At 61.9% G+C, this 13,693-nt stretch carries 12 protein-coding genes and 1 pseudogene; 6 read left to right on the forward strand and 7 right to left on the reverse strand.

The genetic code is table 11. From position 1 onward, the window contains the following. Nucleotides 1-21: 21 nt before the first annotated feature. Nucleotides 22-1,686 (reverse strand): glucose-6-phosphate isomerase, encoded by a 1,665-nt coding sequence (gene pgi / locus ACL9RI_RS02905; protein WP_422725076.1) that lies wholly within the window; start codon nucleotides 1,684-1,686, stop codon nucleotides 22-24. A 346-nt stretch (nucleotides 1,687-2,032) separates the two neighbouring features. On the opposite strand from pgi, the gene edd reads away from it, so the two are divergent. The 6 genes from edd (at nucleotide 2,033) to ACL9RI_RS02935 (ending at nucleotide 7,965) form a co-directional block, all read left to right on the forward strand. After that, nucleotides 2,033-3,946 (forward strand): phosphogluconate dehydratase, encoded by a 1,914-nt coding sequence (gene edd / locus ACL9RI_RS02910; RefSeq protein ID WP_422725077.1) that lies wholly within the window; start codon nucleotides 2,033-2,035, stop codon nucleotides 3,944-3,946. A gap of 2 nt (nucleotides 3,947-3,948) precedes the next feature. After that, nucleotides 3,949-4,578 carry a bifunctional 4-hydroxy-2-oxoglutarate aldolase/2-dehydro-3-deoxy-phosphogluconate aldolase gene (locus ACL9RI_RS02915; protein WP_422725078.1) on the forward strand — a complete coding sequence of 210 codons (630 nt, stop codon included), beginning with the start codon at nucleotides 3,949-3,951 and terminating at the stop codon, nucleotides 4,576-4,578. A 182-nt stretch (nucleotides 4,579-4,760) separates the two neighbouring features. Then, nucleotides 4,761-5,282 (forward strand): Rhs element Vgr protein, encoded by a 522-nt coding sequence (locus tag ACL9RI_RS02920; protein ID WP_422725079.1) that lies wholly within the window; start codon nucleotides 4,761-4,763, stop codon nucleotides 5,280-5,282. Between the two features lie 83 nt (nucleotides 5,283-5,365). Further along, nucleotides 5,366-5,959: a TadE/TadG family type IV pilus assembly protein gene (locus tag ACL9RI_RS02925; protein WP_422725080.1), complete on the forward strand. Its 594-nt coding sequence runs from the start codon at nucleotides 5,366-5,368 to the stop codon at nucleotides 5,957-5,959. After that, on the forward strand, nucleotides 5,959-6,546 hold the full coding sequence (locus ACL9RI_RS02930) for a TadE/TadG family type IV pilus assembly protein (RefSeq protein WP_422725081.1): 588 nt from the start codon (nucleotides 5,959-5,961) through the stop codon (nucleotides 6,544-6,546). Before ACL9RI_RS02925 ends, ACL9RI_RS02930 begins: the two co-directional genes overlap by 1 nt. A gap of 36 nt (nucleotides 6,547-6,582) precedes the next feature. Next, on the forward strand, nucleotides 6,583-7,965 hold the full coding sequence (locus ACL9RI_RS02935) for a TadE/TadG family type IV pilus assembly protein (protein WP_422725082.1): 1,383 nt from the start codon (nucleotides 6,583-6,585) through the stop codon (nucleotides 7,963-7,965). A gap of 20 nt (nucleotides 7,966-7,985) precedes the next feature. On the opposite strand, the pseudogene ACL9RI_RS02940 reads toward ACL9RI_RS02935, so the two are convergent. From ACL9RI_RS02940 to ACL9RI_RS02965, 6 genes and pseudogenes are all read right to left on the reverse strand, one after another. After that, a pseudogene (locus ACL9RI_RS02940) lies at nucleotides 7,986-8,692 on the reverse strand (IS1/IS1595 family N-terminal zinc-binding domain-containing protein). Between the two features lie 134 nt (nucleotides 8,693-8,826). After that, nucleotides 8,827-9,759 (reverse strand): type II secretion system F family protein, encoded by a 933-nt coding sequence (locus ACL9RI_RS02945; RefSeq protein WP_422725083.1) that lies wholly within the window; start codon nucleotides 9,757-9,759, stop codon nucleotides 8,827-8,829. A 31-nt stretch (nucleotides 9,760-9,790) separates the two neighbouring features. Then, nucleotides 9,791-10,768, reverse strand: coding sequence for a type II secretion system F family protein (locus tag ACL9RI_RS02950; RefSeq protein ID WP_422725084.1), 978 nt, complete (start codon nucleotides 10,766-10,768; stop codon nucleotides 9,791-9,793). An 11-nt stretch (nucleotides 10,769-10,779) separates the two neighbouring features. Then, nucleotides 10,780-12,174 carry a CpaF family protein gene (locus ACL9RI_RS02955; RefSeq protein WP_422725085.1) on the reverse strand — a complete coding sequence of 465 codons (1,395 nt, stop codon included), beginning with the start codon at nucleotides 12,172-12,174 and terminating at the stop codon, nucleotides 10,780-10,782. Then, a complete protein-coding gene (locus tag ACL9RI_RS02960) occupies nucleotides 12,171-13,361 on the reverse strand; it encodes an AAA family ATPase (protein WP_422725086.1) in 1,191 nt (396 codons plus the stop codon). The genes ACL9RI_RS02955 and ACL9RI_RS02960 overlap by 4 nt, the downstream gene beginning before the upstream one ends. 36 nt (nucleotides 13,362-13,397) lie before the next feature. Continuing rightward, entirely contained in the window at nucleotides 13,398-13,688 is a 291-nt protein-coding gene (locus ACL9RI_RS02965) for a pilus assembly protein (RefSeq protein WP_422725087.1), read from the reverse strand. Nucleotides 13,689-13,693: the final 5 nt, after the last annotated feature.

Genomic DNA, 13,693 nt, shown 5'->3' on the forward strand with positions numbered 1-13,693 from the left:
CTCGCTTTCTCAACTTGTTGCTTAATATGCTGCTTTTGCCGCCCGTGCCAGTGCGATCAAGCCATTGGTCGAGCTGTCGTGCTGTTCTGGCTGGGCCGAGCCCGTCAGTTCAGCCTGGATTTTCTTGGCCAGCACCTTGCCCAGTTCCACGCCCCACTGGTCGAAGCTGTTGACGTTCCACAATACGCCTTGCACGAAGGTTTTGTGTTCGTACAGGGCGATCAGGGCGCCCAGGGTCAACGGCGTCAATTGGTCCATCAGGATGGTGTTGCTGGGACGGTTGCCGGGGAAAGTCTTGTGCGGCACCAGCGCTTCGATTTCGCTTTCCGGCAAGCCTTGTGCTTGCAGGTCGGCCCGTACTTCGTCGCCCGTCTTGCCGGTCATGAAGGCTTCGGACTGGGCAAAGCAGTTGGCCAGCAAGGCGTCGTGGTGGCCCGGCAAATCGTGCGTGGCGCGCAGCGCGGCAATAAAATCGATCGGCGTGATGTCGGTGCCCTGGTGCAGCAGCTGGAAGTAGGCGTGCTGGGCATTGGTGCCGCAATCGCCCCAGATCACGGGGCCGGTCGGCACATCGACCGGCTGGCCATCCTTGGTGACGCGCTTTCCATTGCTTTCCATGTCCAGCTGTTGCAGGTAAGCAGCAAAGCGGCTCAAGTCCTGGTGGTAAGGGGCGATCGAGACGGAACCGCAATCGAGGAACTGGCGGTTCCAGAAACCCACCATGGCCAGTACCACCGGCATGTTCTGTTCCAGTGGCGCCGTGCGGAAATGCTGGTCCATCGCATGCGCGCCAGCGAGGAAATCGCTGAAGTACTCAAAGCCGACCGACAGCGCCACGGCCAGGCCGATCGATGACCAGACGGAATAGCGCCCGCCCACCCAGTCCCAGAACGGGAACATGTTTTCCGGTGCGATGCCAAATTCCACGATGGCGGCCTGATTGGTCGAGACGGCCACAAAGTGCTTGGCCAAATCTGCCTCTTCGCCTTCGAGCAGGAACCAGGCACGCGCCGTATTGGCGTTGAGCATGGTTTCAGCCGTGACGAAGGTTTTTGACGCCACGATGAACAAGGTGGTTTCCGGATCGACCTTGGATAAAGTCGCTTCCATGTCGTGGCCATCGACGTTGGACACAAAATGCATTTCCAGGCCGGGATTGGCATAGGAGCGCAGCGCCAGGCAGGCCATTTTCGGGCCCAGGTCCGAGCCGCCGATGCCGATATTGACGATGTCGCAAATCGGTTTGCCCGTGTAGCCGAGCCAGCTGCCATTGCGTACCTTGTCCGTGAAGACCTTGACGCGTTGCAACACATCCTGCACGTCCGCATCGATATCCTGGCCATCGACCACCAGTTTTGTGCCGCGCGGGGCGCGCAAGGCAGTATGCAGAACGGCCCGATGTTCGGTAAGATTGATTTTTTCGCCGGTGAACATGGCTTCGCGCTGCGCTTCCACGCCGCGTTCGCGCGCCAGGTCCATCAGCAGCGACAGCGCGGTGGCGTCGACCCGGTTCTTCGAGTAATCGAGCAGCAGGCCGGCCGCATCGACCGTCATGCTGGAAAAACGTTGCGGGTCTGCCGCAAACAGCTGGCGCAAATGCACGTCGCGCAGGCTGGCGCTATGCGTTTGCAAGGATTGAAAGCTGGCGGTGGCGGTGATGGCGGGAGTAGGGGCGGGCTGGCGCATGGCGGTCGGCTTGGGTGCTTGAGTAAGTGCTAGTCTCGGTTGAATGGGGCGCGGTCAGCGCGTTGCGGCGAACGGCTATGACGGCACGGCTGCGAGAATAATACATCAGAAAAAGGTAATTTCACTACAGATTGTTCTGTATGATCTGCTCCACCGTGTTTTTCCTTGCAGATTCCCAGCGTTGTGCTGTCGATAAGGAAGAAATGCACCGAGACAATGTTTTGCATTTTTGTCCAGTAAAACAGTGGAAAAATGGATTATTTCTAGTGTTGGCCCCAGCAAGAGTGCTTCTGCTCAACCATTTTGTAGTAAAATTTCACAAAATACTTTTTTAAGGAAATCCATCATGGCGCTGCATCCAGTAGTCGAATCCGTAACAGCGCGCATCATCGCGCGCAGCCGGCCATCGCGCGGCGCCTATCTGGCGCACCTGGACGCGGCCCGCATCCAGGGCGTGCAGCGCGGCGCGCTGTCGTGCACCAACCTGGCCCACGGCTTTGCCGCCTTCCCCGCCAACGACAAGCTGTCGCTGAAAGAGTACAAGAAGCCGTCGGTGGCCATCGTTTCCTCGTATAACGACATGCTGTCGGCGCACCAGCCGTTCGAGCGTTTTCCGCAGATTATCAAGCAGGCCGTGCGCGAAGTGGGCGCCGTGGCCCAGTTCGCCGGCGGTGTGCCTGCCATGTGCGATGGCGTGACGCAAGGCCAGCCGGGCATGGAATTGTCGCTGTTTTCGCGTGACACCATCGCCATGTCGACCGCCGTGGCGCTGTCGCACAACATGTTCGACTCGGCCCTGTACCTGGGCGTATGCGACAAGATCGTGCCAGGCCTGCTGATTGGCGCCTTGCACTTCGGCCACCTGCCGGCCGTGTTCGTGCCGGCCGGTCCGATGACGTCGGGCCTGTCGAACAAGGAAAAAGCCCATGTGCGCCAACTGTATGCGCAAGGCAAGGCCACGCGGGAAGACTTGCTGGAAGGCGAGGCCAAGGCTTACCACGGCGCCGGCACCTGTACCTTTTACGGTACGGCGAACAGCAACCAGATGCTGATGGAAGTGATGGGCCTGCACTTGCCGGGCGCCGCCTTCATTACGCCGAACACGCCGCTGCGCGATGCCTTGACCACGGCCGCCGCCCAGCGCGCCGCCAGCATCACGGCGCAAAGCAGCAGCTATTTGCCGGTCGGCCATATCGTCGATGAAAAATGTATCGTCAACGCCGTCGTGGGCTTGCTGGCCACGGGCGGTTCCACCAACCACACCCTGCACCTGGTGGCGATCGCCAAGGCGGCCGGCATCGTGATCGACTGGAACGATTTCAATGAATTGTCGGCCATCGTGCCGATGTTGACGCGCATCTACCCGAACGGCGACGCCGACGTGAACCATTTCCACGCCGCTGGCGGCACCGGTTTCCTGATCCGCGAATTGCTGGACGCCGGCTTGCTGCACGACGATGTCAACACGATCCTGGGCCACGGCTTGCGCGCGCACTGCATGGAACCGTTCCTGGCCGAAGACGGCAAGGTGTTCTGGAAGGATGCACCAGCGGCCAGCGCCGATGAAAGCGTGCTGCGCCCGGCATCGAATCCGTTCGCGCCGGACGGCGGCATGGTATTGGTCGCGGGTAACCTGGGCCGCGCCGTGATGAAGGTCTCGGCCGTCAAGCCGGAGCACCGCACGGTGGAAGCGCCTGCCATCGTCTTCAATTCGCAGGAAGATTTCATGGCCGCCTACAAGGCTGGCAAGCTGGACCGCGATTTCGTCGCCGTGCTGCGCTTCCAGGGCCCGCGCGCCAACGGCATGCCGGAATTGCATGCGCTGACGCCGGCGCTGGCCAATTTGCAGGATGCCGGCCGTCACGTGGCGCTGGTCACCGATGGCCGCATGTCGGGCGCATCGGGCAAGGTGCCGGCGGCGATCCATGTGTCGCCTGAAATCCTGGCCGGCGGCCCGCTGGGCCTGGTGCGCGATGGCGATATCATCCGCCTGGACGCCTTTACCGGCGTGCTCGAAGCGCTGGTGCCGGCCGATGTCTGGCATGCGCGCACCCTGGTGCAGGCCGACCTGTCGCCGAACCACATCGGCATGGGCCGCGAGCTGTTCTCCATGTTCCGTTCCACCGTCAGCGCGGCGGAAGAGGGTGCCACCACCTTCAGCCTGCCGTCGCCGATTCCCACCACGGTTGCCTTGCACGAAGCCGACAATGTCGGCGATACTGTGCCAGGTTCCGATGAAGACTTTTTGGCAAGGAAATAAAGATGACCATGACCCTACTGGAAATTATGCGCACCTCGAGCGTGATCCCCGTGATCGCGATCGACGACCCTGACCATGCCGTACCGCTGGCGCGCGCGCTGGTGGCGGGCGGCATCCGCGTGCTGGAAGTCACCCTGCGCACCAAACACGGCCTGGAAGCGATCCGCGCCATGTCCGAAGTGCCGGGCGCCATCGTCGGCGTGGGCACCCTGACCCGTCCCGAGGAATTTGCCCAGGCGCGTGACGCAGGCGCCGTGTTTGGCGTCTCGCCAGGCTTGACGGCAGCGCTGGTGGCGGCAGCGAAAAGCAGCGGCTTGCCACTGTTGCCAGGCGTGATGACGCCAGGCGAAGTGATGGCGGCGCGTGAAAACGGCTTCCAGCAACTCAAATTGTTCCCGGCCGTGCCAGCTGGCGGCATCGGCATGCTGAACGCCATCTACGGCCCCTTGCCTGACGTGACTTTCTGCCCGACCGGCGGCATTTCGCAAGACACGGCGTCGCAATTCCTGGCCTTGAAAAACGTCGCCTGCGTGGGCGGTTCCTGGCTGACGCCAAAAGACGCGATTGCGGCCGGCAACTGGGACCGCATCACGGAAATCGCAAAGGCTGCCAGCGGCCTACGTTCTGCCTAAGCGTACCTGACACAAGCTACTGCGCGTCGGTATAGGCGGCCTGCGATGCTCACCGTACTTTAGTACGGTTGCGCTTCTTAGCCACCTCTCCCTTCCGCTCGCTACGCTTCTGTCAGGCACTTGAAGTTGTAATGGCACGGCAAGCTTTACAGCTTGCCGTGCCAACTTTCTTTTGAGGGGCCATGCAGACATTGCGCCGTCCCCTGACCATCGGCGAAATCGCCATGGCCCGCAGCGTCTTTCAGGGCGCCATCGATTATCCACGCGTGCGCGTGGTGCGCGGCTCTTTTCTTCCCTTCGGCTTGCAAGACCAGAACACGGCCATGACGCCGCGCGGCAGCCTGCATTTCATGCCGGCCCAGTACCGCGACGATTTCTCGCGCGAGGGCCATGGCGGCAAGCTGTTGTTTATCCATGAAATGGTGCATGTCTGGCAGTACCAGCTTGGTTACTGCGTCTTGCTGCATGGCGCCTTGCTGGCCTTGCGCGGCGGCTATATTGGCCAGCGCGCCTACCGCTACGCGGCCAGCGCGGGCGGGGTCTTGTCCGATTTCAACATGGAGCAGCAGGGCGACATCATCGCCCACTATTTCGGCGCGCGCCAATTGGGCATCCCTGCCTGCGTGGCGCAGCTGCCGCAGCTGCAAGAGATCTTGCAAGGATTTTTGCTGAACCCGTCCGACCCTGCCCTGCTGCCTGGCTAAGCGGTACCTCCACTCCAGCCGCACGCTGTGAATCTCCGCATTCAGACCTTGACTTCTCGCTCCGCATTACCTAAATTAAATTATTGAAAGCACAATTAATTTGTCTTTCATGCAACTCCGGCGTGCGACCGGAGGCGACCTGTCCAAGTGAGTACATCATGCAGAAAAGTAATGACTGTAGGGGAGAGCTACGTCTGAAACGGCGTTCACGCGGTGCGGCATTGCTGGAGTTTGCCCTGATCGCCCCCATCCTTTTTTTCCTCATGGCCATGATCATGGAGTTGGGCGTCATGTTCTGGGTCAACCTGACGATGCAGTATGCGGTGCGCGAGGGGGCGCGCTACTCCATCACGGGACAAAACAACCTTGATCCCGCGGCCGCGAACAAGCAGCGTTACGAGGCGGTGCTGCAAAAAATCAACGATAGCTCGGCTGGCCTGTATGCCATGGTCAGTCCGGTGATCGTGGTCAATGGCGTTTCTCAGGCGCAAGCTTCCTACAACAACAATATGTTTGGCGCCGCCGGCGATATCGTCGTGCTGCAGGTCAATTGTAGCTGGCCCATCATTACCCCGGCCTGGCGTTTGATGGCTCTGCTCAACCCCAGCAAGCAAAATCACATTACCGGCCAGTACACCTTCAGTGTCGCTGCCACCATGCGCAATGAGGCCTTCTGATGACGCCATCCACGTTCCCTTCCGGCGCACGCCGCCAGCAAGGCCTGGCGGCCGTGGAATTTGCCCTGGTCTTGCCCATCATGCTGATGCTGGCCATTCCGATCTTCGACCTGGCGCGCGTCGTGCAAGGCGACATGATATTGACCAATCTGAGCCGTGAAGGCGCCAATCTGGCATCGCGCTCATCGCAAGACCCGCAAACCATCATGACAGCGCTGGCCATGACCACGCCGCCGCTGGACATGCCCAGCAATGGCAGCATCTACATCAACAAGATCATGGGCAATGGTCCTGGCAAGCAAGATGTCATCCTGGCGCAATACCGCTGGACCCAGGGCTTGCATCAGCCCAGCAAGGTATGGAGCTGCAGCAGCTGGGCCAGCGATGGCACGGGCGCCTGCAGCAGCATACCCAGCGCAGGTTCGCCCATCAATGACGCCATGAGCAACCAGCTGGCCAATGGTGAAGTCATTTATGTCGTGGAAAGCATGTATCACTCGACGATACTGTTTTCCGGCATCAACCTGGGTTTTGGGGCGCATACACCAACGCTGAGCGGAGACCTGTACGCCAAGACCATATTTTGACCCCCGGGCAGTCTTGTCCGGTACCTGGAGAAGATCATGAAAAAACAGACTAGGCCTGCACGCCAGGCCAGGGGACAGGTGTTGATTGTCGTGGCCTTGTCGCTGGTGGTGCTGATCGGCGCCGTGGGGCTGGCCGTCGATTCGGGGCTGGGCTTTATCGTGCGCGCCAAGCTCAATGCGGCGGTCGACTCGGCCAGCATCGCCGCTGCGCGCGCCGTGACGCAGGGCATCGGCCAGGATGCGCAGCGGGCCAGTGCGCAGGCGGCGGCGCAGAAGTTTTTTGCTGTCAATTTCCCCACCGGCTACCTGGGCGCCACGCCCACATTCAACAATCCCACCATCACCTTTGACGGCGGCAAGGTCACCGTCGATGCGGCGGCCACCGCATCGGTGCCGGTAACCCTGATGCGCGTGCTGGGCTTTAATGTGCTGACCGTCAGCGCTTCGGCGCAAACCATCCGCAAGGATCTCGATCTGGCGTTCGTGATGGATACCTCGGGTTCGATGTCTTCTGTCGGGCCGACCGTGATCAGCAGCGCCCAATTATTCCTGACCCAATTTAATCCGTCGCAGGACCGCATGGCGCTGATCCATTTTTCGTATGGCGCCGAGGTCGACACGCCAATCAATACGGTGGCGCGGGGCTTTAACCAGGCAGCAATGAGTACGGCCATCGGCAAGTACAGTTTTAGCGGTTTGACGAATTCCTCCGAAGGCGTATGGAATGCGCGCGACCAGTTGAACAGCATAGCGCTGGCCAACCGTTCCAGCTTGCGCGTGATCGTGTTTTTCTCCGATGGCTCGCCAAATACCATCTCCTCCGTGTTCAAGTTCAAGACGCCAGCCGACTGTACCACGCCCGGTGCGCTGGTGACGGGCGATGGCACGGCCACCGGCACGCCGGCGGGCTTGTGGCTGATCAACAAACAGGGCACGACGGCGGCCGGCAAGTGCAATCAGAACACGAATATCGTCAAGAACCTCGATCCGGCCGCCTTGCCGCAATGGTATAACGCCCATAACCCGACGAATCTGCCCGCCTTGCAAGAGTTTCCCGTGATTACCGCGACGCCCCGCTCCGTCACCAACGATACCAGCAGCAATGCCGCTACCTGGATCAATGTCAACCGTGCCTCGCGTAACCTGCTCGAAGCCATGGCGGCCAAGTCGCGCGCGGAAGGCATGTATGTCTTCACCCTGGGCCTGGGCAGCGAACTGACGGCGGCCAATGGCCCGCCGCCCAGCGACAAGGGAGAAGACATCCTCAAATGCATGGCCAATACGCCGGACGCCCTGTCGCGCTGCGTGACGGCGGGCGCCGGGCAGCCGGTCGGCATCTATTGCCACGCTGCCACTGCCGATGAGTTGAAACCGTGTTTTGCGAAACTGGCGTCGGCGATTTTGCGGATCAGCATGTAAATGATGGAAGTCAAAAAAGGCTATGTCACCGTCATGTGTGGGAACTCTCCCAAGGTTGCCTTCAATAATGTTTCAGGCGACACGATACGGCTGGCGTCGAGTATCCAGCGCCAGCCCAGGTAGTTGGGCAGATACCGTGTCGCCACGCCATGAAAAATGCACAGCCATGCCCGCAACCGGCTGTGATACGCGTTCACGTTCTCCACGTGGACCGCGCCGCGCGCGCGGATGCCGGCGCGCAAGTTGACCCTTTTTTCGATTCCAGCAGATACAGTTCATCGGCCTCGGTGATGCCATGCAGGCAGCGCGGCCGGTCGGTTTTCGCCAGCGCGAGGAAACGGTGGCGCCAGCGAAAACTGGTATTGCGGTGGATGCCCAGCTGCTGCGCGGCCTTGCGCACGGAATCCGAGTTCAGCAGGCAATCGGCATATTCCAGCCACAGGGCTTTGTGGCGCAGATGGGCCAGGGGCGTGCCCGTCAGCGCATTGAATGTTTTGCCACACGGCACGCAGCGCTAACGCTGCAAGCCATTCGCCTGGCCATGCCGGTGAAAATGCAGTGAGTGACAGGCGGGACAACAAAGCCGGGCTTGTGTCGTGCGTTCGATCAGCGCCGTCGCCGCCTGTGCGGGCGGCGTTCCACGCAGCAAGGCCATGCTTTCCAGGCGCTGCCGCCGGGACAGGCTGGCGAACTGCGTTATGAATAGTTGCCATTGAACCTGCTGCATGGCGGTCTCCCTGTTTGGCTGGTCTGATCAGTCAGACCGCGGGCTTGCAGGAAGATTCCCCTATTTATCGAGAACAGAGCCTAAAAAAAGGCCGGACGCACTGTCCGGCCCTTGTCCTATATGTAGCAGCCAGGTTAATTGCCACCCGCCATGCCCGGCAGCAGCACGCGGTAGATTTGCAAAAAGGCTGGGCCCATCAATACCACCAGCAGCGAAGGGAAGATGAAGAAGATCAGCGGGAACAGCAGCTTGAGGGAAATCTTCGCGGCCTGTTCTTCTGCCAGCTGGCGCCGCTTGGTGCGCAGCTGGTCCGATTGCACGCGCAGCGAGGCGGCGATGCTGGTGCCGAAACGTTCGGCCTGGATCAGCATGGCGACCAGGGCATCGACATCGTCCACGCCGGTGCGCAGCGCCAGGTTGCGCAAGGCACGCTCTTTGGAATTGCCAGCCCGCAGTTCCAGCGTCAGCAGATGCAATTCCTCGGCCAGCACGCGGCTTTTCAAGGTGATTTCCGATGCCACCTTGGCCAGTGCCGCATCCATGGCCAGGCCGGCTTCGACACAGACGGTCATCAGGTCCAGTGCGTCGGGGAAACTTTCAAAGATATCGCGCTGGCGCAGGCGGATGCGGCGGTTCAGCCAGCCGTTGGGCAGGTAATACCCCAGGCCTGCCGTCAGCAAGAGCGACAGCAGCAGCAAGGTCACGTCGTTGTAGCCGCCGGCCACGCTCAAGCCGAGAAACAGCAGCACGGGCAAACCGACGGCGAGCGCGGTCTTGGCGCCGAAATACAGCAGGGGGGCCGAGGGATGGCGCAAGCCCGCACGCATGAAGCGCAGGCGCGTGGCCGATTTTTCCCAGCCTTCTTCCGGCAGCGACAGGCGCGCCAGCGGTCTGCTCAGCTTGACGAAATGCGCCCGCCATGCACGCGCGCCGCCCGTTGCGCCCATGCCGACGCTATCGAGGCGCTGGCGTAGCGGATCTGGCATGGCGATCAGCAGCACCAGCATGGCGCCGCCAAACACGGCAATGAAGAGCAGGCCCAGAAAACTGATTTGCAGCGTGGTCATGGTGATTCTCCTTCTGCCCGGATGCCAGGCATCAGACATGGATGTGGATAATCTTGCGCATGATTCCTATGCCGATCAGCATCAGCACCAGTGCGCCGGCCAGCATTTTCTGGCCACTGGGATCGTGGTACAGCAGATCGAGGAAGGTGGGATTGGTCAGCTGTATCACCGCCGCCGCCGCAAACGGCAGCAGCGACAATATCCAGGCCGACAGGCGCGCCTCCGCCGACAGCACGCGTACCTGGCCCAGCAGCTTCATGCGTTCGCGGATGATCCTGGCGATGCTGTCGAGCAGCTCGGACAGATTGCCCCCTGTTTCACGCTGGATCAGTACGGCAATCACGAAGTAGCGCACGTCCGTGCTGGGCACGCGGGTGGCCAGGTTCATCAGCGCGTCGGGCATGGCAATGCCGAAATTGACTTCATCGAAAGCGATGCGGAACTCGTCGGCCAGCGGCGCATTCATTTCATCGCCGACCATTTTCAGGGAGGTGGGAAAGGCATGGCCGGCCCGCAGCGCCCGGCTCATCAGGTCCAGCGCATCGGGCAACTGCAGGCCGATGCGCTCCAGGCGGCGTGTCCTGGACCGTTCGATGTAGTAGAGGGGCAAGGTGGTGCACAGGGCGGCAGCCAGCAGGCGCAACCACCACGGCATGTCGAAAAAGCTGCTGGCAACCAGGGCCACCAGAAACGTCAGCAGCACCAGCATCAGCCACTGCGCCACGCTCCACGCCAGTCCCGACTGTTCCAGCAGGCGGTCGAGTGCGTGGACGCGCGGCATTTCCAGCAGCATGCGTTGTATTGCTGGCGTATCGCTCAGCAGCCGCTGCTTGATCATGGTGGTGCTTTGTTCGCCGGAATGGGAACCTGCCGACATCATGCGCAGGCGGCGCGCCACCCTTTCCGATTCCGGGCCGCGCGCCGTGTTCCAGCTTTGATAGAGGCCCGTCAGGAGCAGCATCACGGCGATGAAAATCAGTGCGCCGAACACATAATAAAGGTAGTCCATGGCGCTTCCCTTCAATGGTATTGGCGGCTGGGATCGAACAGGCTTTCCGGCACGCTGACGCCAAACGCGCGCAGGCGTTCAAGGAAGTGCGGCCGCACGCCGCTGGCCTGGAAGTGCCCGTTGACCGTGCCATCCTGGGCGATGCCCGTTTGCTGGAAGGTGAAGATTTCCTGCATGGTGATCATCTCGCCCTCCATGCCGGTGATTTCCTGGATGGCCACCACCTTGCGCTTGCCGTCCGTCAGCCGCGCCACCTGGATCACCACGCTGATGGCGGCGCTGATCTGCTGGCGCATGGCCTTGCCTGGCAGCATGGCCGCCGCCATGCTGATCATGTTTTCCAGGCGCGTCAGGGCGTCGCGCGCGGTATTGGCGTGGATGGTGGCCATCGAGCCTTCGTGGCCGGTATTCATCGCCTGCAGCATGTCGAGCGCTTCGGCGCCGCGCACTTCGCCCAGGATGATGCGGTCCGGCCGCATGCGCAGCGCATTGCGCACCAGCGCGCGCTGCGTGACTTCACCCTTGCCCTCGATGTTGGCGGGCCGCGTCTCGAGCCGGACCACGTGCGGCTGCTGCATCTGCAGCTCGGCCGCATCTTCGATGGTGACGATGCGCTCGCTGGCGCTGACGAAGCCGGAAATCGCGTTGAGCATGGTGGTCTTGCCGCTGCCGGTGCCGCCCGAGATCAGGATATTGATCTTGGCCTTGCCCAGGCCTTGCAGGATCTGCGCCATTTCGGCCGTCAGGCTATGCAGTTCGACCAGGTCGGCCAGGCGCAGCGGCTGGGCCGAGAAGCGCCGTATCGACATCACCGGGCCATCGATGGCCAGTGGCGGGATGATGGCGTTGACGCGCGAACCGTCGGGCAGGCGCGCATCGACCATGGGGCTGGACTCGTCGATGCGCCGGCCCACGCGCGAGACGATCTTGTCGATGATCTTCATCAGATGCGCATCGTCGGTAAAGCGGATGCCGCTCAGCTCCAGCTGGCCATTGCGTTCGACATACACCTGGCGGTAGCTGTTGACGAGGATATCGGACACGCTGGCATCGTTCAGCAGCGGCTCCAGCGGTCCCAGGCCCAGCACCTCATCCTGGATGTCGCGCACCAGCGTGCGCCGTTCCAGGTCGTTGATCACCACATTGTCTTCTTCCAGCAGGCGGCCGACGAGGACCTTCAAGTCTTCGCGTATCTGTTCCTGCGACAGCCGCTGCATGCCTTCCAGGTCGATCCGGTCGAGCAGGGCCTGGTGCACATGCTGCTTGAGTTCCTGGTAGGCAGGGTTGTCGCCGGCGCCGGCCTGCGTGGCGCCGACGGAAGGCAGGTGCCCGTTCGGCAGGCTGGCGCTGCCCAGCCGTTCGCGCAGGCTGGGGCTGCCGTTGCCGTGATTGAGGTCGGTGTTCATGCTGTTTCCCCTCGAAGTTGTACGGACTGTTTGCGCTGGAATAAACGCGTCAGCAGTCCCGGTGCGCTGGTGGCGCGCGTACCGCTCAAGGTGCGCGCACAGGCTTGCAGTGATTTGGATAACGGACTGCCTGGCGCCAGTTTCAGCACGGGCACGCCCTGGTTCACCGAGGCCGCCGCCGCTGCATAGTGGTTCGGCATGGTGTGGAAAATATGCTGCCCGTACGCCTCTTCCAGGTCGCGCCCGCGGATTTCATCGGCGCCCGCATAGCGGTTCAGGATCAGGCGGATCTTGCTGGCCGGATATTCCAGCGACGCGAAGGCGTGCAGCAGGCGCTTGCCGTCGCGGATGTAGGGCAGGGTCGCCTGCACCACCGGGCAGATGATGTCGGCCTGGTCCAGTGCGCGCACGCTGATCGCATCGAGGCCGCGGCCCAGGTCGAGCAAGATGAAGTCATAGTGCTTGCGTGCCAGATGCAGCAGCTGGTCGATATGTTCCGGCTTCACGTCGCTGGCATGGGCCGGGTCTTCCGGCGCGGCCAGGATGCTGAAGTTGGGCGTCACCTGCAGCATGCTGGCGGCCAGGAAGGAAATATCGAGCCGGTGTATCTGCTGCGCCACATGCGACAGGGTGGCTGCCGGTTTTTGGTCCGAGACAAATAGCGCGGCGTCGCCGAATTGCAGGTTCAGGTCGAACAGCGCCACGCGCTGGTTTTCCTGCGCCAGCGCATAGGCCAGGTTGGCAGCGATGAACGTGGCGCCGCTGCCACCCTTGCATGACGCCAGGGCGATCACCTGGCCCGTGCTTTGCGTCCGCTGCGCGCTCTTGTCCAGCATGCGCTGCAGCACCGCATCGAGCGCCGCGCCAGGGTGATTGGATGGCAGTACTTCACGCACGCCGGCCCGCATGGCCAGCCGCAGGAAATCGGCGCCCTGCTGCTGGCATTGCACGATGATGGCCATGCCGGGCAGGCGGCTGGCAAGGCGTTCGATGCGCGCCAGGTCGGCCTCGCTGATCTCGGGCTGGGCCAGCAGCAGCACGTCGGGCGCCGCCATTTCCGCCGTACCGGCCAGCCGTTCCAGGCTGCCGATGGCGCTGTCGATATCGTCGGCGGCGTGGCGCGCGTGCAGCAGCGCCGCGATGCCGGACAGTTCTTTTTCGTTACTGGAGATAATAAAGATTTTCACGGCAGGCTCCGGCTGTGGATGGGGGACGGCGAGCGTTCAGTTTTTGCTCACGCCTATCGTCAGCACGTCAGGCAAAGGCTCGGGCGCGGTGTACGATTTCTGATACAGCTTGTAGCCGCTGATGGCGGCCTTGCCATCGAGACCGAGCACTGGGTTGGGGTTGTAGGCGGCGTTCGGATACAGGATTTGCTGTTGCCGCAGCAGCGCGACGGTTTCGCCGAAATGGCTGTCGAGCACCGGCGTGGTGGTGGCGGCACAGCCAGCGAGCACGGCGATGGAACAGGCGCCCAGCAAGCAGCGGGCAACGGGGATGAGCGGGGTTTTCATGGTGA

It is taken from the genome of Janthinobacterium sp. Mn2066 (assembly GCF_049319705.1).
Taxonomy (GTDB): Bacteria; Pseudomonadota; Gammaproteobacteria; order Burkholderiales; family Burkholderiaceae_D; genus Janthinobacterium.

What these genes read in the sequence shown, in the direction of transcription:
- ACL9RI_RS02950 (WP_422725084.1), bottom strand. Translation starts at nt 10,768, where the DNA reads ATGGACTACCTTTATTATGTGTTCGGCGCACTGATTTTCATCGCCGTG.
- ACL9RI_RS02955 (WP_422725085.1), bottom strand. Translation starts at nt 12,174, where the DNA reads ATGAACACCGACCTCAATCACGGCAACGGCAGCCCCAGCCTGCGCGAA.
- ACL9RI_RS02920 (WP_422725079.1), top strand. Translation starts at nt 4,761, where the DNA reads ATGCAGACATTGCGCCGTCCCCTGACCATCGGCGAAATCGCCATGGCC.
- edd (WP_422725077.1), top strand. Translation starts at nt 2,033, where the DNA reads ATGGCGCTGCATCCAGTAGTCGAATCCGTAACAGCGCGCATCATCGCG.
- ACL9RI_RS02965 (WP_422725087.1), bottom strand. Translation starts at nt 13,688, where the DNA reads ATGAAAACCCCGCTCATCCCCGTTGCCCGCTGCTTGCTGGGCGCCTGT.
- ACL9RI_RS02930 (WP_422725081.1), top strand. Translation starts at nt 5,959, where the DNA reads ATGACGCCATCCACGTTCCCTTCCGGCGCACGCCGCCAGCAAGGCCTG.
- ACL9RI_RS02945 (WP_422725083.1), bottom strand. Translation starts at nt 9,759, where the DNA reads ATGACCACGCTGCAAATCAGTTTTCTGGGCCTGCTCTTCATTGCCGTG.
- ACL9RI_RS02935 (WP_422725082.1), top strand. Translation starts at nt 6,583, where the DNA reads ATGAAAAAACAGACTAGGCCTGCACGCCAGGCCAGGGGACAGGTGTTG.
- pgi (WP_422725076.1), bottom strand. Translation starts at nt 1,686, where the DNA reads ATGCGCCAGCCCGCCCCTACTCCCGCCATCACCGCCACCGCCAGCTTT.
- ACL9RI_RS02915 (WP_422725078.1), top strand. Translation starts at nt 3,949, where the DNA reads ATGACCATGACCCTACTGGAAATTATGCGCACCTCGAGCGTGATCCCC.